Here is a 17,450-nt window from a genome sequence, read left to right on the forward strand (position 1 = left end):
CTGCCGGGTCTAGGGAGTGAGTATATGACTGTGGAGACGACGCGTCTCTCCAACGGGATCACAGTCGCGACCCAACGCTTCGATCATGTCGAAAGCGTCGCGCTCGGCGTATGGGTCAAGGCCGGTTCGCGCAACGAAAACGACAACGAACATGGGATTGCCCATCTCCTGGAGCACATGGCGTTCAAGGGAACGGCACGGCGCTCGGCGCGGGGCATTGCCGAGGAGATCGAGAATGTCGGCGGCGACATCAACGCCGCGACCAGCGTCGAAACCACGTCCTTCTTCGTGCGCGTGCTGAAGAACGACCTGCCGATGGCGCTCGATCTGCTGGCCGATATCCTGCAATACTCCAAGTTCGACGAAGACGAACTCGAGCGTGAAAAGCACGTCATTCTGCAGGAACTCGGCGCCGCGACCGATACGCCGGACGACGCCGTGTTCGATCGCTTCACCGAAGCCGCCTTTCGCCATCAACCGATCGGCCGCGCCATTCTGGGCACGCGCGAGACGATCACGGCGTTCACCAGCGATCAGTTGCGGCAATACATCGACCGCGAGTATTGCGGCGAACGGATTGTCATCGCCGCGGCCGGCGCAATCGATCATGACGATTTCGCCAAGCGCGTCGAAAGCCATTTCGGCGGCATGGCCGCAAAGCCGAAGGGCAAGGCGGTCCAACTCGCGCATTATGTCGGCGGGGACTACCGCGAACATCGCGCGTTGCAAGATACACAGTTGCTGCTCGGCTTCGAGGGGCGGGCCTATCACGTGCGCGACTTTTATGCATCGCAGGTACTGGCCATGTTGCTTGGCGGCGGCATGTCATCGCGACTGTTTCAGGAAGTCCGCGAGAAACGCGGCATCTGCTATTCGATCTATGCCTTCCACTGGGGCTTCTCCGACACTGGCGTGTTTGGCATCCATGCGGCGACCGAACCTGGCGATCTCGAAGAGTTGATGACCGTCGTCCTCGGCGAATTGCGGCGGGCAGCGGCGGATATCGGTGAAGCCGAGGTGCAGCGGGCGCGCGCACAGTTCCGCGCCAGCCTTATGATGTCGGGTGAAAGCGCGCCGAGCCGGGCCGGACAAATCGCCCGACAGATCCTCCTGTTCGGTCGCCCCATACCCAATGAGGAATTGCTGGACAGGCTGGACAAGATCACCGTCCAACGGCTACGCGATCTGGCGGCAAGGTTGTTCAGCCAGTCGCCGCCGACAGTGTCGGCCATCGGACCGGTCGACAGGTTGATGGAAATCGACGACATTCGCGCCGAACTTGCGCCCGAACGGCTTGGTCTCGGTTTCGAAGCAACGGCCAGCGGCAAGCGGTTCGCCGTCGGCTGATCCGGACCAACAAGAGCGAGCACAGCGGTGAACGCCATGATCGCCTTTCCTTTCAAAGGAACGCGCCGGCCAGTCGCCAACGGTGAGACCGTGTTTTTGCGCCATCCGGAAGTGGCCGATTACGCGGAATGGGCATCGCTTCGCGCAGAGAGCGAGGGTTTCCTGCGGCCATGGGAACCAGCCTGGCCTTCCGACGATCTGCAGCGTCCAGCGTTTCGCGGCCGCATTCGCCGCTACAACCAGGAAATCGGGGCCGGTACCGGGTATCCTTTCTTCGTCTGCTCGCAGAAAAACGGCTGCATCCTGGGCGGAATTACGCTTGGCAATGTGCGCAAAGGTGTCTCGCAAAGCGGCCAGATCGGATACTGGATCGGCGCGCGCTATCGCGACAACGGCGTGATGAGCGAAGCACTCGGCCTGCTGTGCGTTTACTCTTTCTCAACTATAGGATTGCACCGCTTGGAGGCTGCCTGTATCCCCGATAATGCGCGGTCTATCAGAATTCTTGAAAAAACCGGATTCGCGCGCGAGGGGTATCTGCGATCTTATCTCAAGATCAACGGTGTGTGGCGTGATCATGTGCTCTACGCGCGTATCAATCCGCGCCACGAATTGGCGATGGCGCCGCTGAAACAGGGTGAGACAGCTTGACGCGCTCCGTCGGCAAAAGCGAACCAGTAGCTACACGCATGTGGCGGCAAGCGTGCGCACTGTTGATCGCGATAGCCGCGTTGGTGTCGATATGGGGCGTCCCGGCCGCGGCTGTCGAACCGATCAGCATCAACCGCAACGCGGAAGCGCTCGATCTCTCCGACGCGGTGACCATCTATCGCAACCGTGGCGAAACCTTCCAGATCTCCACCGCTCCGGGCATTGACGGCATCGTACGCACCATCGAGGTGCAGGCGACCGTCGAGGGCACCGACGGGCACTGGGCGGTGTTCGCACTGGCCAACACCACCGACACCCAGATCGACCGGTTGATCGTCGCGCCGCACTTCCGTCTGGTGGATTCGCACTTCTTCTGGCCGGACCTCGGCTCGCAGCGGATCGCGGCAATCACCCCGAGCGAGGGATTTGCCCTCGATCGCGAGGCCAGCCCGGACGCCGATGTTTTCTCGATCACGCTCAACCCGGGCGTCGTGGTGACCTTTGTTGCCGAGCTCGCCTCGCCCAACCTGCCGCAGGTCTATCTTTGGGAAGCCGGCCAGTACAAGGACATCGTCAACTCCTACACGCTCTATCGGGGCATCGTGCTCGGCATTTCGGGGCTTTTGGCGCTGTTCCTGACCATTTTGTTCGTGGTCCGGGGGACGTCGATGTTTCCGGCTGCGGCCGCGCTCGCCTGGGCGACACTCACCTACATCTGTGTCGATTTCGGTTTCATCGACAGGTTCTTTGACGTCGCCGTCGCCGATGTCCAGGTCTGGCGGGCGATGACGGAGGTCTCGCTTGCAGCCACGCTGTCGCTGTTCCTGTTCAGCTATCTCAACCTGAACCGTTGGCACGACCATCTCGGCTATGGCTCGATTGCTTGGATGCTGGCGCTGGGAGGCCTGTCGGCACTTGTGCTCTACGACGCACCGCTGGCCGCCGGCATCGCCCGGGTGGCGATCATGCTGACGGCGATTTTCGGCCTCGGCCTGGTTGCGGTGCTGAGCTGGCGCGGCTTCGATCGCGCGATCATGATCGTCCCGGCATGGGCGCTGCTGATCGCATGGATCGTCGCGGCCTACATGACGATCGCGGGTCTGGTGGACAACGACATCATTCAGCCAGCGCTGGCCGGCGGACTGGTGCTGATTGTCCTGCTGATCGGATTCACCGTGATGCAGCACGCATTTTCCGGCGGTGCTTTCCAGCAGAACCTCTTGTCCAACGTCGAACGCCAGGCATTGGCGGTCAAGGGTTCGGGCGGCATTGTCTGGGACTGGGACGTCGACCGCGACCGTCTGACGACGACGCCCGATCTGGCGGCAACGATGGGACTGGAAACCGGCGCCCTGCAAGGCGCGCCGAAGAACTGGGTACCGCATATCCATCTGGAAGACCGCGACCGGTTCCGCGCGACGCTCGACGCCATTGTCGAAAAACGACGCGGCAAGATCGACCTGAACATTCGCATGCGCGGCGCCGACAACCATTTCAGCTGGTACTCGGTTCGGGCGCGGCCGGTGGTCGGCGCGGACGGACAGGTGATCCGCTGCATCGGCACAATCGTGGATGTCAGCGACCAGAAGCGGTCGGAAGAACGTCTTCTGCACGACGCAGTGCACGACAACCTGACCGGACTGCCCAACCGGCAATTGTTCATGGACCGTCTGCGCACCGCCATCGCCATCGCCAATGCCGGCGACGCGATGAAGCCGACCGCGCTGATCATCGACATCGACCGTTTCCGTCAAGTCAACGAGAGCATCGGCATGTCGGCGGGCGACACGCTGCTGATCACACTGGCCCGCCGCCTGCGGCGGCTGCTGCGCCCGCATGACACACTTGCCCGCCTGTCGGGCAACCAGTTCGGGATCATCCTGTTGTCGGAGACCGAGCCCGGCCGCATTGCCGGCTTTGCCGACGCCGTCAAGAAGTCCATCCGCACGCCGATCAGCTTTGCCGAGCGGCAAATCATCCTGACCGCGTCGATCGGCCTGGCCACTTGGACGCAGAGTCGCGCCCAGGACATCGATCTGATGGAAGACGCCGAACTGGCGCTGTTCCAGGCGAAGCGCTTCGGCGGCGACAGGGTCGAACCGTTCCGGCCGGCATTCCGCACCTCGGGTTCCGACAAGCTGCAACTGGAATCGGACCTGCGGCGTGCCATCGAGCGCGGCGAGATTTCGCTCGTCTACCAGCCGATCGTCGATGCCGAGACCCTCGACATCGCCGGTTTCGAGGCGTTGATGCGCTGGAACCACCCGCGCCGCGGGGAAATACAGCCATCGGAGTTCATCGGGATCGCCGAACGCTCCGAGCTGATCGTCGAGCTGGGCAACCATGCACTGGAACTGGTGCTGCGGCAGCTCATGGATTGGGATGCCGACCTTCCCGCCTCCTCACTGTTCATCTCGGTGAATGTCTCCAGCCAGCAGGTGATGACGAGCGATTTCGCCAACACACTGTCGCGCCTGCAGGCACGCTATGCACGCCGCCGCCACAAGCTGCGGCTGGAGATCACCGAAACCGTGCTGATGCAGAACCCCGAGCACAACGCGCATGTTCTGCAGCGCGTGAAGGAGCTGGGCGTCGGGCTGGCGATGGACGATTTCGGGACGGGCTACTCTTCACTCGCCTATCTGTCCAAGTTCCCCTTCGACACGATCAAGCTCGACCAGTCGCTGATCCGCAACCAGTGGGAACAGCGCGATACGCTGCTGCAGTCGGTGATTTCGATGGCGATCAATCTCGGCCTGTCCACGGTCGCCGAGGGGATCGAATCCGAGGACGATCTGGAGACGCTCAAGGCGATGGGTTGCCATTACATCCAAGGATTTGCCGCCGGCAAACCGGTCACCGCGGAAAAAGCGATGGAAATGGTTCTGGAGCAGAATCCGCTTGTCGCCAACGACGACGCCGCCGAGTAACCGGCAATTCAACTCTAACCCGGAAATGCTCTAAGCGTGGCCGCAGCCGGCAACGAAATGCTCGGGCTGAATACCGGCAGCCCGCAGCAAACGGTCATATTTCGTCTCATGGTCCTGATCGAATACGAGAGACGGATCGGCCTCCAGCGTCAGCCATGAGTTTTCGAGCATCTCCGATTCCAGCTGGCCCGGTCCCCAGCCCGAATAGCCGAGCGAAACCGTGCAGCGCTTCGGGCCCCTGCCGCTGGCGATCATGCGCAGGACCTGGGTGGTGGATGTAAGGAAAACGGTTTCTGAAATTGGAATCGTCGACTCGCCGCAATAGTCTGATGTGTGCAGGACGAACCCGCGATGCTCATCCACCGGCCCGCCATGGGCGATCGGCGCATAGGCAATGCTGCTTGGCATCGATGGAACGGCATTGTCGGTGAAAACATCGGTCTGCTCGACCAGATCGAAGAAGGTCATGCCCCGGGTCTTGTTGACAACGAAGCCCATCGCGCCTTCGTCATTGTGGGCGCAGATATAGATGATGGTTTGCGCGAAAAATGACGATGCCAATCCTGGCATCGCCACCAGGAACTTGCCTTCGAACTGGCCGGATCCATCCGGCACGTCGCGCTTGTTCAGCATCTCCATCGCCGAAGCGTAGCATCGGATTGCAATTTGGTCAGCACATTATTTCTTGCAGTGCAAACACACCGGCGGCGTAACGAAGATGTGACTCCGCGCCCATGCAAGTTTCATTTGCCAAAACGATGGGCCCGGGTCACGTAGAGGTCATGTCGATTTCCCGTCTGCTTTCCTCAATTCTTGCCTCGGTACTCATCCTCGTTGTCATGGCGCAGGGCGCTCTGGCCGCGGCAAGCCGCTGGGAAAGCACCGACGGCGGACGCCTGCGGCTGATTGTCGAAGACCCGCAACCGAGCCGGGACGTGTTGCGCGCCGCGTTGCAGATCGACCTGGAACCGGGATGGAAGACATACTGGCGCGAGCCCGGCTCGGCGGGCATCCCGCCCAGCATTACCTTTTCCGGCGACATGGTGCGCGACGCGACATTGCATTTCCCGGCTCCGGTCTGGGTTGACGATCCCTATGGATCGTGGGCCGGCTACACCGATCCCGTTGTCCTGCCGGTCAGCCTGGAAATCAATCCGGATCGCGGGAGCGGCATCGTCGAGGCCGATGTCTTTCTGGGGATTTGCCGCGATGTCTGCATTCCGGTTTCGGCAACGCTCGAACTGGCCGTCGGTACGGCGCGGTCGAGCGCCTTGCACGGCGCGATCGTGTCAACGGCCTACTCGGCGCTGCCGCATGCGGGCAATGAGCGCCTTTCGGTGGAAAGCGGGCGCCTCCTCGTCAATGGTGAGTTGGAGATCGTCATCTCGCATCCGGACGGCGGGGCCGGCGATGTCTCGCTGTTCGTCGCCGCCGGGCCCGACCGGCCCTATGCGAAGCCCCGCGCCGTGTCACGAACTGACGCCAGCACCACTTTCCATGTCAGGCCGGCACGGGCGATGAAAGACGGCGGCGCATTCGATATTACGGTGACCGCGCGTTTGGGCGGCGACGCAGTCGAGACCGTGCTGAGCATCGCCGCACCCTGACGCCCCGACATCGAATTTTCACACTGACGGACTTCAAACGGCAGCAATGGGCATTATCTGCCGTTGAGAGATATTGCCAACCAAGAGGATACGAACATGACAATCGGCACCGGCGACAAGATTCCTTCAGTTACGCTTCGGCGGATCACCGAGGACGGCCCTGAGGATGTCGACAGCGATACCGTTTTCGCCGGCCGGAACGTTGTCGTTTTCGGCTTGCCCGGCGCTTATACGCCGACCTGTTCGCTCAACCACTTGCCCGGCTTTGTCGAGAACCGCGACATCATCCTGGCCAATGGTGTCGACGAGATCGTCTGCGTCTCCGTCAACGATCACTTCGTCATGAAGGCGTGGGCGGAAGCGACCGGCGCCGCCGGCGCAATCACTTTTATCGCGGACTGGGACGCGGGTTTCACCCGCGCAATCGGCATGGATATCGACTTGTCGATGGGCGGCCTCGGCGTGCGGTCCCAGCGCTATTCCATGCTGGTCGAGGACGGCGTGGTCAAGCTCGTCAATCTGGAGGATTCGCCGGGCGAAGCCGTCGTTTCGGGCGCAGCGCGTATTCTCGAACAGATCGGCTGAATTCTGTGCGCTTTTTCAGCGCCGCTTGAACGGCGCCATACCCTCTCGCGCGAGCGCGTCCGCGCGCTCGTTTTCCGGATGGCCGGCGTGGCCCTTGATCCAGTGCCAGTTGACCTTGTGGCTTGAGACCAGCGCGTCGAGTTCCTGCCAGAGCTCGGCGTTCTTGACCGGTTTCTTGGCCGCTGTCTTCCAACCATTGCGCTTCCAGCCGTGGATCCAGCCGGAGATACCGTCCTTCACATATGAGGAATCGGTGTAGAGGTCGATGCCGTGCGGCCCGCCTTTCAGCGCCTTCAGTGCCTGGATCGCCGCCATCAGTTCCATGCGGTTGTTCGTCGTATCGGCTTCGCCGCCGTTCAGTTCCTTCTCTACTCCGTTCCAGCGCAGGATCGCGCCCCAGCCGCCCGGCCCCGGATTACCGGAGCACGCGCCGTCGGTGAATATCTCGATTGTCCTGTCGGCCATCAGTCCAATCCGTAACCGCTGGCGGTGTCGATTGCGCGATGGAACCGCATCTTGGCGAGGTATTCCAGCGGGTCTTTCTTGATCACCAGCGAGCCCTCCGGTGTCATCACCCAGTCGTACAGCCGGGTCAGCATGAAACGCAGCGCGGCGCCGGCCGAAAGGATTGGCAGCGCCGCGATTTCCGCATCCGACAGCGGGCGCACAGCGTTATAGGCGTTCAGCAGCGCCCTGCCCTTGGTGATGTTGAAGGCGTGGTCGCGCTCGAAGCACCAGGCGTTGAGGCAGACCGCGACATCGTAGGCGAGCGCATCGTTGCAGGCGAAATAGAAATCGATAAAGCCCGACAGGCGGTCGCCCAGAAAGAATACGTTGTCGGGGAAGAGGTCGGCATGGATGACACCGCCCGGCAGGTCGCGCGGCCATTCCGCCTCGAGCCGCCGCAGCAGCGCTTCGGTTTCCGCCGCCAGCCCGGTGTCGACGTCGGCGGCATGGGCGCGCGATTTTTCCCACAGCGGCCGCCAGTCCTCCAGGGTCAGGCCGTTGCGGCGCGACATGGCAAAATCGGCGCCGGCCAGGTGCATCTCCGCCAGACCGCGCCCGACCTCGGCGCAATGGCCGGCCTGCGGCCGGCGCAGCCAGATGCCTTCCAGGAACGAGACCATCGCGGCCGGCCTGCCTGCGAGCGTTCCGAGCGTTCCGCCATCGCGCCGCTCCACCGGCACCGGACAGGAGATGCCGCGGTCGGCCAGATGGCGCATCAGGCCGAGGAAGTATGGCAGTTCGGCTTCGTTCACACGCTTTTCATAGAGCGTCAGGATGAACTGGCCGGTCGTGGTGTGTACGAGGAAATTGGAGTTCTCAACCCCTTCGGCGATGCCACGGTAAGACTGCAGTTCGCCAACATCGTAGCCGGCCAGAAACGCGCCGAGTTCGGCTTCGGTTATGTCGGTGTAGACAGCCATCGCTCAGTCCATGGCGCCATTGAGGAAGGCCATGTCGGCGGCCGCGAGTTCGGTGTCACGCAAATCGCGCATGACCGGGAAATTCTCGGTTTCGGCGACAGTCAGGGCGAGGTCCAGCTTGATATCGAAGCGCTCGCGAAACGCATCGACGATCTCTTGTACGACGATCTCGGGAGCCGACGCGCCTGCAGAGATGCCGATTACCGAAGCGCCGTCCATGCGCTGCCAGTCGATCTCGCCGGCGCGTTGCACCAGAATGGAGTCTGCAGCGCCGTGCCGGCGGGCGACTTCGACAAGGCGCCGCGAATTGGACGAATTCGGCGCGCCGACGATAAGAAACATGTCGGTTCCGGGCGCTGCCTTCTTTACCGCCTCCTGGCGGTTTGTCGTTGCATAACAGATCGATTCCGACGACGGCGCGGTCAGCGCGGGAAAGCGCTGCTCCAGCGCGGTGACAATGTCGGCAGTGTCGTCGACGGACAGCGTCGTCTGCGTCACGTAGCCGAGTTTTTCCTCGTCCGGCACCGTCAACTCGGTCACCTGGTCAACGGTCTCCACGAGGGTTACCGCGCCTTCCGGCAGCTGGCCCATCGTGCCGATCACTTCGGGATGGCCGGCATGGCCGATCAGCAGCACGTGGCGGCCGAGCCGCTGGTGGCGCATCGCCTGCTTGTGCACCTTGGAAACCAGCGGACAGGTCGCGTCGAGATAGAACATGGACCGCATCTCGGCGTCGGCGGGCACCGATTTCGGCACGCCATGCGCCGAAAAGACCACCGGCCTCTCGCGGTCGGCTTCCGGAATGTCGGAGAGTTCCTTGACGAACACCGCGCCGCGTTCGCGCAGTCCCTCGACCACGAACCGGTTGTGCACGATCTCGTGGCGCACATAGACCGGCGCGCCATATTTCTTCAGCGCCAGGACGACGATCTGGATCGCCCGGTCGACACCGGCGCAGAAACCGCGCGGCTCGCAAAGACGGATTGTCAGGGGTGCTTTCGGATCGGATGTCATAAACGGTGATTAGGGATCGCGTATCGACAGTGTCAAGCGGCAGAAGCCATAGTTGCCATCTTTGGCGATCATTGCCCGTATGGCGATCTGGCGGGCATTCTCCAGGCCCCGGCAGAATCGAACGCAGAGGAAAATCCCCATGGCGATGATGGAAACCGCAGATGTCGAACCGGACACCGCGCTCGCCCGCATGGTCAGCCGCATTCCGCGCGCGCATCCCGACATTCCGGTTGAGGATGTCATCGCATCGCTGCGCGGACACAGTTTCGACTGTGCCGACACGATATTCGTGACCGACAGTGGCGGACGGCTGGAAGGCATCGTGCGCATCAACGACCTGTTCGCCGACGGCACTGACCGGATCGCCGACATCATGGAACCCGAACACGAGGCGGTCGGTCCCGATGCAGACCAGGAAGAAATCGCCAAGCTTGCCATCAGGCTGAACATGATCGTCGTTCCGGTCGTCGACGGGAATGGCGTTTTGATCGGCGCGGTGCCGCCGGAGGCACTGTTTCGTATCCTGCGCGATGAGCACATGGAGGATCTGCAACGCCTCGCCGGGATCAACCCGCACGAGGAAGGTCCCGATGTCGCGCTCGATGCGCCGCTGTTCGACCGTTTCCGCCGCAGGTTGCCGTGGCTGGTCTTCGGGCTGGTGATGTCGTCGCTGATCACGATGGTCATGGCGGGTTTCGAACACACGCTCGATGCCAATGTGTCGGTAGCCTTCTTTGTGCCGGCGCTCGTCTACATCGCGGGCGCCATCGGCACGCAGGCCGTCTCGGTCGCGGTGCGCGGTCTCGCCAATGGCGCAACGCCGATCGGCGTCCTGTTGCGCGACGAGATGATCATCGGCCTGGCTGTCGGCGGCTCGCTCGGCGTGATTGCCTGGGCGGCGGTGTTGGCGTCGTTCGGCGATGCCGCGCTATCGCTGGCGGTCGGCTTGTCGGTGCTCGCCGGCGGCAGCATGTCGGCGGTCGTCGGGTTCCTGCTGCCTTGGGCGTTTCAGCGTACCGGTCTCGATCCGGCGCTCGGCAGTGGGCCGATCTGCACGATCATCCAGGATGTCGCCAGCCTGTCGATCTACTTCATGCTGGTCAGCGCGCTGATTCTCTAGGCCCTTGATCGCCGCCAAAGAAATGCGCCGGCAACGCCGCTCAGCGCCAGCGCCAGTCCGTACCATGTCACCGCATATTGCAGGTGGTTGTTGGGCAGGTCGATATTGGTGACGCCGCCGACCGGCAGTGCTGCCGGGTCGTCATAGGGCCCGGCATCGACAAAGACCGCCACGACATCGAACCCGGTGAGCCCGGCGGCGACGGTCATCGCCGACAGATCCTTCCAGTAATACTGGTTCATGTCCGGAGCGTTGTCGGGGACCAGCGCCCCCGGCTTTTCGGAGAGCGGCATGCGTGCCAGCCCGGTGATCGTCTGTGGGCCGACGGGCAGGCTGTCGGGGCGCGTCGCCGGCTCCTTGCGGTCATAGGGCACGAAGCCGCGATTGACGAACACCACCCCGCCCGCTGTTTCGAGCGGCTGATAGATGTGCCAGCCCGACACCCCTTTCCAGGTCGACAGCACATGCTGCTCGGTATCGGCGAGGAAAACTCCTTCGATCGTCACGGGTAAATACTCGATGGCATCGCCGCCAAGCGCCAGCGCTTCGGCGAGCGGCACAGGCGCGGCATTGATGCGCGTCTCGATCGTTGCCAGCAGGTTTTCCTTCCAGGCCAGCCGGCGCACCTGCCAGTTGCCGAGCGAAATCAGGACGACCAGCGCGGCGAGCGTCGAGACGAGGAGGAACCAGGGAAAGCGGCGAGAATCGTCTTGGGTCACGGGAATCGGCTGGTGCTTTTCGGGCGTGCGCCAGTCGTTGTAGAGTGGCACGAGGTGTTCCAACAACAGTTTGTTGTCTTTGCGGAGTTCGATGATGAGTTTATGGCAATCATGAACCAGATTGCACATAATACCGCGCACGGTCCGTTTCATCATGGAGTGGTCGAGATCGCCCTCCTTGATTGCAAGCGCGATGAACTCGTAGTTATTCAGTATAGCCTGCAGTGCTTCGGCGCTTTTGCGTCGGTCTCGCCCGTATCGCGAATGATCTCCTAGACTGGACAGAAACTCCTGCGGATCGACAATGCGACCTGCCGGAAAGTAGTCAGCCCGCTGGTCTAGCAGATCGCGATAGCCCTGGCTGAACCGCTCCTGAAGAATCCCCATCGTGTGCTGTTTGCGGCGCTGCACCTCGCTTCGCCATGCGTTCAGCAGGAACGTGACAATCGCCAGCAGCACGCCGCCGCCGGCGATCAGGTCGCGCAACAACAATTCTCCGGATTCCAGTCCGAAATGCCGGGCGATTACCCATCCAGCCGCCAAGACGATCACCAGACACAACGAGACCCGCCATAAGACGGGCCACATTGTCCGGATCACAGGAGGTCAACTCCCATGTGCGGGCTATCCGTTTCCCATTCCTTCACGAGTCATGGCGGTCACTCCGTTCCGGTTCAAGGCCAATATAGGGATTAAAGCGTTAAAATTCAATCCATCGGCCATGTTGCTCCAGATCCCGTCAGTGGTGGGCGATCGGCGCGCCCCACGATCCCCAGACATAGATCGAGAAGAACAGGAACAGCCAGACCACGTCGACGAAGTGCCAGTACCAGGCCGCCGCCTCGAAGCCGAAATGCTGTTTCGGCGTGAAATCGCCGGCAAGCGCGCGGAACAGGCAGACGATCAGGAAGATCGTGCCGACCAGAACGTGGAAGCCGTGGAAGCCAGTCGCCATGAAGAAGGTCGCGCCATAGAGCGAACCGGAGAACGAGAACGGCGCCACCGAGTACTCGTAGGCCTGCACGCCGGAGAAGATGATGCCTAGCCCGATGGTCAGCGCCAGACCCCATTTCAGACCGGAACGGTCGCCATGCAGCAGCGCGTGGTGCGCCCAAGTGACGGTTGTACCCGACAGCAGCAGGATCACGGTGTTGTAGAGCGGCAGGTGCAGCGGATCGAGAACCTCGATACCCTGCGGCGGCCAGGTTCCGCCGGTGTAGGCCAAGCGTCCAACCTGCTGCGCCTCGTCGTAGAACAGGCTGGCGTCGAACACCGCCCAGAACCACGCCACAAAGAACATCACCTCCGAGGCGATGAACATGATCATGCCATAGCGCAGATGCAGCGAGACGACGCGGGTGTGATGCCCCTGATGGGCTTCCTTGATGGTGTCGCCCCACCAGCCGAACATGGTGTAGAGGACGATCAACAGGCCGATGAAGAAGGTCCACGGATTGGACAGCGGAATGCCGAGCAGCGCAAACTCGTTGCCGTTGATGGCCTGCATCCAGCCGATACCGCCAATCGCCATGATCAGGGCACCAATGGAGCCGAACAACGGCCACGGGCTCGGATCGATGATGTGATAGTCGTGGTTCTTGGTGTGTGCGTCGGCCATTAGGCTTTTCCCCGATTATCGAATGGTCGTCGTCTGGACCGCGGTCGTACTTGATTGCGCGACCGGCTCCGGATCGTCAACCGGAAAGAAAGTATAGGACAGCGTGATTGTCGAAACGCCCTTGAGTTCCGGCGCGTCGACGATGTCGGGATCGACAAAGAAGACGACCGGCATGTCGAGCGTTTCGTCCGGCTGGAGCGTGGTTTCAGTGAAGCAGAAGCACTCCACCTTGTTGAAATAGGCGCCGGCGGCCTGCGGCGTGACATTGAATGTCGCCGTTCCGGTCGAGGCGGTCGAAAGAATGTTGCGCGCCTCGTAGGAAACCTGTGTTGTCTCGCCGATCTTCAGGGTGACCTGCCGCTGCGCAGGCTTGAAGTCCCAGCCGATGCCGTTGGTGTTGGCGTCGAAGCGCACATTGATCGTCTGGTCGAGCACCCGGTCGGACGCCTGCTCGACGCGCTGCGTCGTGCCGCCATAGCCGGTCACCTGGCAAAACAGCCGGTAAAGTGGCACCGATGCGTAGGCCATGCCAACCATCCCGGCGAAGAAGCAGACACACGCAATCGCGATGGTCGTGTTGGACCATCCCCTGCGCCCCGCCCTGTCGATCGTTTCCGCCATCCGGGTCTCCATTACATCGGCCGGTTCATGACTTCCGGGCCGAACTTGGCGAGCGTAGCGACATAGAAAATCACCACGAAAGCGGCCAGACAGATCGCAAGCGCGATCGAGCGACGGCGCTGCGCCTTCTTCTGGTTCTCCGTCATGGTGACGGTATCGCGATTGTCGCCGTCCACGCTCAAGCGCCCCATACCGGCAGCATGGCAAACAGCGCCTCGCCGAGAAGCACCGCAAACAGCGTCGCCAGATACCACAGTGAAAACGCGAACAGCCGCTTGGCCGGCGCCATGGTCGCGTCGCCGTCGGGCATGCGCCACACGGCCAGCGCGTGGCGGATGAAGTTCAGTCCAAGGGCGATGGCGACGGCACCGTAAACGGGTCCGGCGAAACCGAGCGGCCAGGGCATGGCTGCGACAACGGCCAACACCACCGAGTAGCCGAGGATCTGGATCTTGGTGTTCCGCTCGCCGGCCACGTTCGGCAGCATGGGCACCTTGGCCAAGTCGTAGTCGCGCAGCTTGAACAGCGCCAGCGCCCAGAAATGCGGCGGCGTCCAGAGAAAGATGATCAGGAACAGGACCACGCTCTCGAGCGCTATATCGCCGGTCACCGCCGCCCAGCCGATCATCGGCGGAAACGCGCCGGCCGCGCCGCCGATCACGATGTTCTGCGGCGTCGAGCGCTTCAGCCACATCGTGTAGATGACGGCGTAGAAAAAGATGGTGAAGGCAAGCAGGCCGCCGGCCACCCAGTTGGTCAGCGTGCCGAGCGTGATGACCGACAGCGCCGACAGGATCAGGCCGAAGGACAGCGCTTCGCCGGGTGTGATCCGGCCGGTGGGGATCGGGCGCTTGGCGGTGCGGCTCATCACGGCGTCGATATCGGCGTCATACCACATGTTGAGCGCGCCCGACGCGCCGGCGCCGACCGCGATGGCCAGGATGGCGATCGCCGCGATCAGCGGATTGATCCCGCCTGGCGCGACGACCATGCCGACGAAAGCGGTAAAGACGACCAGCGACATGACGCGCGGCTTGAGCAACGCGAAAAAATCGCCGGGCAGAGCCTCGGAGACCCGCGCCTCACCGCCTTCGATGTTTTCGATCAACGCCATGTTGTTTCTTAGCCTGCCCGGGTTTTTCCCGTTTGTTGTTCAACTGCCCGGGACGCAGGGTCTCGGGCAGTCAGATTTTCGCGATATGCCGGACGCTTACTTGACGCGCGGCAGTTGCTCCCACTGGTGATAGGGCGGCGGCGAGGAAAGTTGCCATTCCAATGTCGTCGCACCCTCACCCCACGGGTTGGCGCCAGCTTCGCGCTTGCGCGAGAAGGCTTCCCAGACACCGAACAGGAAGATCAGCGTTCCGATGGCCGACAGGTAGGAGCCGTAGGACGAAATCAGGTTCCAGCCCGCATACGCATCCGGGTAGTCGATGTAGCGGCGCGGCATGCCGGCCAGACCCAGGAAGTGCTGCGGGAAGAAGATCAGGTTCACGCCGACGAAGGTCACCCAGAAGTGTACGCGGGCGATCGTCGAATTGTACATGTAGCCGGTCATCTTCGGGAACCAGTAGTACCAGCCGGCAAAGATCGCGAACACCGCACCCAGCGACAGCACGTAGTGGAAGTGGGCGACCACGTAGTAGGTGTCGTGCAGCGACCGGTCGAGGCCGGCATTGGCGAGCTGCACGCCGGTCACACCGCCAACGGTGAACAGGAAGATGAAACCGATGGCCCACAGCAGCGGCGTGCGCATCTCCAGCGAACCGCCCCACATGGTGGCGATCCACGAGAAGATCTTGATGCCGGTCGGCACCGCGATGACCATCGTCGCGAAGACGAAGTAGCGCTGCGTGTCGAGCGACAGGCCGACGGTGTACATGTGGTGCGCCCACACGATGAAGCCGACGACGCCGATCGCCACCATGGCGTAGGCCATGCCGAGATAGCCAAAGACGGGCTTGCGCGAGAAGGTCGACACGATGTGCGAGATGATGCCGAAGGCCGGCAGGATTAGGATGTAGACCTCTGGGTGGCCGAAGAACCAGAACAGATGCTGGAACAGGATCGGGTCACCGCCGCCATCCGGCGTGAAGAAGGTGGTGCCGAAATTGCGGTCGGTCAAAAGCATGGTGATGCCGCCGGCCAGAACCGGAAGCGACAGCAGCAGCAGGAAGGCGGTCACCAGCACCGACCAGGCAAACAGCGGCATCTTGTGCAGGGTCATGCCCGGCGCGCGCATGTTGAAGATGGTGGTGATGAAGTTGATGGCGCCGAGGATCGACGACGCGCCGGCGATGTGCAGCGACAGAATGGCGAAATCCATCGCCGGTCCGGGCTGGCCGGTCGTCGAGAGCGGCGGATAGATGGTCCAGCCGCCGCCGACACCGTGCGCGCCCGGCGCGGACGGCATGAACATCGAGATCGCCAGCAGGATGAAGGCCGGCGGTAGCAGCCAGAACGAGATGTTGTTCATGCGCGGGAAGGCCATGTCGGGCGCGCCGATCATGATCGGCACCATCCAGTTGGCGAAACCGCCGATCAGCGCCGGCATGACCATGAAGAAGATCATGATCAGGCCGTGGCCGGTCGTGAACACGTTGTACATGTGCTTGCCGGCGTCGATCGCCGAATCGCCCTCCACGCCGTAGACCATCGCGGCCAGGCCGTGGAAGATCTGGATGCCCGGCTCGGCCAGTTCCCAGCGCATCATAACGGACAGGAAGCCGCCGAACACGCCGGCGAAGATCGCGAAGATCAGATAGAGCGTTCCGATGTCCTTGTGGTTGGTCGAAAACAGCCAGCGACGCACGAAGCCCTGGGGCTTGTGGTCGGCGTGGGCGTCATGGGCGACTGATCCTGCCATGTCTTGCATGCTCCTCAGCTATGTCGGGGCGGCCGGTTACTCGGCGGCGGCCAGCTTGTTCTTGGCTTCGATGGCGGGGGCGCCGGTTGGCGGTGCCGAGATCGGCGATCGCATCGGCGAGCCAGGTATCGTACTGATCGCGCGACACGACGCGCACGGCGATCGGCATGTAGGCGTGGTCCTTGCCGCAAAGCTCGGAGCACTGGCCATAATAGAGGCCTTCCTTCTCGACATGGAACCAGGTCTCGTTGAGACGGCCCGGCACGGCGTCCATTTTCACGCCAAAGGCCGGAATGGTCCAGGAGTGGAGGACGTCAGCGGCGGTCACCAGAAGACGCACCGTGGTGTCGACGGGTACGACGATCTCGTTGTCAACGGCGAGCAGACGCGGATAGGCGGCCACGTCTTCCTTGCCCTGGGCGGCGCGCTCGTCTTCCTTCAGCATGTAGGAATCGAAGGACACTTCCTCGTCATCGGCGTCGCCCTGGTATTCATAACCCCAATACCACTGATAGCCGGTGGCCTTGATCGTGACCTCCGGCTCGCCAGGCGGCGTGTACTGCGCCGTCAGAAGCTGGAACGACGGAATGGCGAAAAACAGCAGGATAAGAACCGGGCCGACGGTCCAGATGATTTCGATCGTTGTGTTGTGGCTGGTACGCGACGGGTTGGGGTTGGCGCGCTTGTTGAAGCGAACCACCACATAGGCCAGAAGCCCGAGGACCAGCAGTACGACCGGCACGAGGAAGTACAGTGTGTAGCTCTCGAACCAGCGGATTTCGTGCATGATCGCCGTTGCGCCAGGCTGAAAACCCATCTGCCAGGGTTCCGGCTGAGCCGCCAGGGCGGTGCCCGCCAGGGTCATTGTTGCAATGGATGTCACGCCTGCAAGCCAGGCCATCTTATTCAGCACGTTCGTTCTCCCGATCCGGCTTCAGCCGCGTC

17 protein-coding genes and 1 pseudogene are annotated in these 17,450 nt (G+C 62.3%); 6 read left to right on the top strand and 12 right to left on the bottom strand.

Features of this window, described 5'->3' with window-relative positions:
- The first annotated feature begins 24 nt into the window (after positions 1–24).
- Genes ACO06R_RS17495 through ACO06R_RS17505 form a run of 3 tightly spaced genes read left to right on the top strand, consistent with a single transcriptional unit; the run spans position 25 to position 4,928 of the window.
- The gene (locus ACO06R_RS17495; protein WP_421853013.1) at positions 25–1,347 is read left to right on the top strand and encodes a M16 family metallopeptidase; all 1,323 of its coding nucleotides are present in this window, start codon (positions 25–27) and stop codon (positions 1,345–1,347) included.
- Between the two features lie 36 nt (positions 1,348–1,383).
- Positions 1,384–1,998, top strand: a complete 615-nt coding sequence (locus ACO06R_RS17500; protein ID WP_421853016.1) for a GNAT family N-acetyltransferase — start codon at positions 1,384–1,386, stop codon at positions 1,996–1,998.
- A 38-nt stretch (positions 1,999–2,036) separates the two neighbouring features.
- Positions 2,037–4,928: an EAL domain-containing protein gene (locus ACO06R_RS17505; RefSeq protein WP_421859497.1), complete on the top strand. Its 2,892-nt coding sequence runs from the start codon at positions 2,037–2,039 to the stop codon at positions 4,926–4,928.
- Between the two features lie 30 nt (positions 4,929–4,958).
- Here ACO06R_RS17505 and ACO06R_RS17510 read toward each other — a convergent pair whose 3' ends face one another.
- Entirely contained in the window at positions 4,959–5,561 is a 603-nt protein-coding gene (locus ACO06R_RS17510; RefSeq protein ID WP_421853019.1) for a YqgE/AlgH family protein, read from the bottom strand.
- A 149-nt stretch (positions 5,562–5,710) separates the two neighbouring features.
- On the opposite strand from ACO06R_RS17510, the gene ACO06R_RS17515 reads away from it, so the two are divergent.
- Together ACO06R_RS17515 and ACO06R_RS17520 are read left to right on the top strand one after the other, a co-directional pair.
- A complete protein-coding gene (locus ACO06R_RS17515; protein WP_421853022.1) occupies positions 5,711–6,535 on the top strand; it encodes a protein-disulfide reductase DsbD domain-containing protein in 825 nt (274 codons plus the stop codon).
- A gap of 96 nt (positions 6,536–6,631) precedes the next feature.
- A complete protein-coding gene (locus tag ACO06R_RS17520) occupies positions 6,632–7,120 on the top strand; it encodes a peroxiredoxin (protein WP_421853025.1) in 489 nt (162 codons plus the stop codon).
- Between the two features lie 15 nt (positions 7,121–7,135).
- Here the strand turns inward: ACO06R_RS17520 and rnhA are convergent, their stop codons facing one another.
- The 3 genes from rnhA to ispH are packed head-to-tail and all read right to left on the bottom strand — an operon-like array spanning position 7,136 to position 9,561.
- Positions 7,136–7,585 (bottom strand): ribonuclease HI, encoded by a 450-nt coding sequence (rnhA, locus tag ACO06R_RS17525; RefSeq protein ID WP_421853028.1) that lies wholly within the window; start codon positions 7,583–7,585, stop codon positions 7,136–7,138.
- The gene (locus tag ACO06R_RS17530; RefSeq protein WP_421853031.1) at positions 7,585–8,547 is read right to left on the bottom strand and encodes a homoserine kinase; all 963 of its coding nucleotides are present in this window, start codon (positions 8,545–8,547) and stop codon (positions 7,585–7,587) included. Before ACO06R_RS17530 ends, rnhA begins: the two co-directional genes overlap by 1 nt.
- Before the next feature lie 3 nt (positions 8,548–8,550).
- A complete protein-coding gene (gene ispH, locus ACO06R_RS17535) occupies positions 8,551–9,561 on the bottom strand; it encodes a 4-hydroxy-3-methylbut-2-enyl diphosphate reductase (protein WP_421853034.1) in 1,011 nt (336 codons plus the stop codon).
- A 139-nt stretch (positions 9,562–9,700) separates the two neighbouring features.
- Between ispH and ACO06R_RS17540 the strand changes: the two genes are divergently transcribed.
- Positions 9,701–10,681, top strand: coding sequence for a magnesium transporter (locus ACO06R_RS17540; protein ID WP_421853037.1), 981 nt, complete (start codon positions 9,701–9,703; stop codon positions 10,679–10,681).
- Here the strand turns inward: ACO06R_RS17540 and ACO06R_RS17545 are convergent.
- From ACO06R_RS17545 to coxB, 8 genes and pseudogenes are all read right to left on the bottom strand, one after another.
- Positions 10,678–11,400 carry an SURF1 family protein gene (locus ACO06R_RS17545; RefSeq protein WP_421859500.1) on the bottom strand — a complete coding sequence of 241 codons (723 nt, stop codon included), beginning with the start codon at positions 11,398–11,400 and terminating at the stop codon, positions 10,678–10,680. The genes ACO06R_RS17540 and ACO06R_RS17545 overlap by 4 nt on opposite strands.
- 42 nt (positions 11,401–11,442) lie before the next feature.
- Positions 11,443–11,988: pseudogene (locus ACO06R_RS17550) on the bottom strand (DUF4760 domain-containing protein); the annotation flags it as partial.
- A 151-nt stretch (positions 11,989–12,139) separates the two neighbouring features.
- Positions 12,140–13,018, bottom strand: a complete 879-nt coding sequence (locus ACO06R_RS17555) for a cytochrome c oxidase subunit 3 (protein WP_421853040.1) — start codon at positions 13,016–13,018, stop codon at positions 12,140–12,142.
- A 15-nt stretch (positions 13,019–13,033) separates the two neighbouring features.
- The gene (locus ACO06R_RS17560; protein ID WP_421853043.1) at positions 13,034–13,639 is read right to left on the bottom strand and encodes a cytochrome c oxidase assembly protein; all 606 of its coding nucleotides are present in this window, start codon (positions 13,637–13,639) and stop codon (positions 13,034–13,036) included.
- 11 nt (positions 13,640–13,650) lie between these two features.
- A complete protein-coding gene (locus tag ACO06R_RS17565; RefSeq protein ID WP_421859537.1) occupies positions 13,651–13,821 on the bottom strand; it encodes a hypothetical protein in 171 nt (56 codons plus the stop codon).
- Positions 13,818–14,753: a heme o synthase gene (locus ACO06R_RS17570; RefSeq protein ID WP_421853046.1), complete on the bottom strand. Its 936-nt coding sequence runs from the start codon at positions 14,751–14,753 to the stop codon at positions 13,818–13,820. Before ACO06R_RS17570 ends, ACO06R_RS17565 begins: the two co-directional genes overlap by 4 nt.
- Before the next feature lie 96 nt (positions 14,754–14,849).
- Entirely contained in the window at positions 14,850–16,505 is a 1,656-nt protein-coding gene (ctaD, locus tag ACO06R_RS17575) for a cytochrome c oxidase subunit I (RefSeq protein WP_421853049.1), read from the bottom strand.
- Complete coding sequence (gene coxB / locus ACO06R_RS17580) at positions 16,483–17,406, bottom strand: cytochrome c oxidase subunit II (RefSeq protein WP_421859502.1); 924 nt, start codon at positions 17,404–17,406, stop codon at positions 16,483–16,485. The genes ctaD and coxB overlap by 23 nt, the downstream gene beginning before the upstream one ends.
- Positions 17,407–17,450: the final 44 nt, after the last annotated feature.

The sequence above is a fragment of the Oricola sp. genome (assembly GCF_965230365.1).
Classification (GTDB): Bacteria; Pseudomonadota; Alphaproteobacteria; order Rhizobiales; family Rhizobiaceae; genus Oricola.

Bases quoted from the DNA above. Each gene is read 5' to 3' on its own strand.
- ACO06R_RS17570 (WP_421853046.1), bottom strand. From the start codon at position 14,753: ATGGCGTTGATCGAAAACATCGAAGGCGGTGAGGCGCGGGTCTCCGAG.
- ACO06R_RS17560 (WP_421853043.1), bottom strand. From the start codon at position 13,639: ATGGCGGAAACGATCGACAGGGCGGGGCGCAGGGGATGGTCCAACACG.
- coxB (WP_421859502.1), bottom strand. From the start codon at position 17,406: ATGGCCTGGCTTGCAGGCGTGACATCCATTGCAACAATGACCCTGGCG.
- ACO06R_RS17540 (WP_421853037.1), top strand. From the start codon at position 9,701: ATGGCGATGATGGAAACCGCAGATGTCGAACCGGACACCGCGCTCGCC.
- ACO06R_RS17495 (WP_421853013.1), top strand. From the start codon at position 25: ATGACTGTGGAGACGACGCGTCTCTCCAACGGGATCACAGTCGCGACC.
- ACO06R_RS17520 (WP_421853025.1), top strand. From the start codon at position 6,632: ATGACAATCGGCACCGGCGACAAGATTCCTTCAGTTACGCTTCGGCGG.
- ctaD (WP_421853049.1), bottom strand. From the start codon at position 16,505: ATGGCAGGATCAGTCGCCCATGACGCCCACGCCGACCACAAGCCCCAG.
- ACO06R_RS17515 (WP_421853022.1), top strand. From the start codon at position 5,711: ATGTCGATTTCCCGTCTGCTTTCCTCAATTCTTGCCTCGGTACTCATC.
- ACO06R_RS17530 (WP_421853031.1), bottom strand. From the start codon at position 8,547: ATGGCTGTCTACACCGACATAACCGAAGCCGAACTCGGCGCGTTTCTG.
- ACO06R_RS17505 (WP_421859497.1), top strand. From the start codon at position 2,037: ATGTGGCGGCAAGCGTGCGCACTGTTGATCGCGATAGCCGCGTTGGTG.
- ACO06R_RS17510 (WP_421853019.1), bottom strand. From the start codon at position 5,561: ATGCTGAACAAGCGCGACGTGCCGGATGGATCCGGCCAGTTCGAAGGC.
- ispH (WP_421853034.1), bottom strand. From the start codon at position 9,561: ATGACATCCGATCCGAAAGCACCCCTGACAATCCGTCTTTGCGAGCCG.
- rnhA (WP_421853028.1), bottom strand. From the start codon at position 7,585: ATGGCCGACAGGACAATCGAGATATTCACCGACGGCGCGTGCTCCGGT.
- ACO06R_RS17500 (WP_421853016.1), top strand. From the start codon at position 1,384: ATGATCGCCTTTCCTTTCAAAGGAACGCGCCGGCCAGTCGCCAACGGT.
- ACO06R_RS17555 (WP_421853040.1), bottom strand. From the start codon at position 13,018: ATGGCCGACGCACACACCAAGAACCACGACTATCACATCATCGATCCG.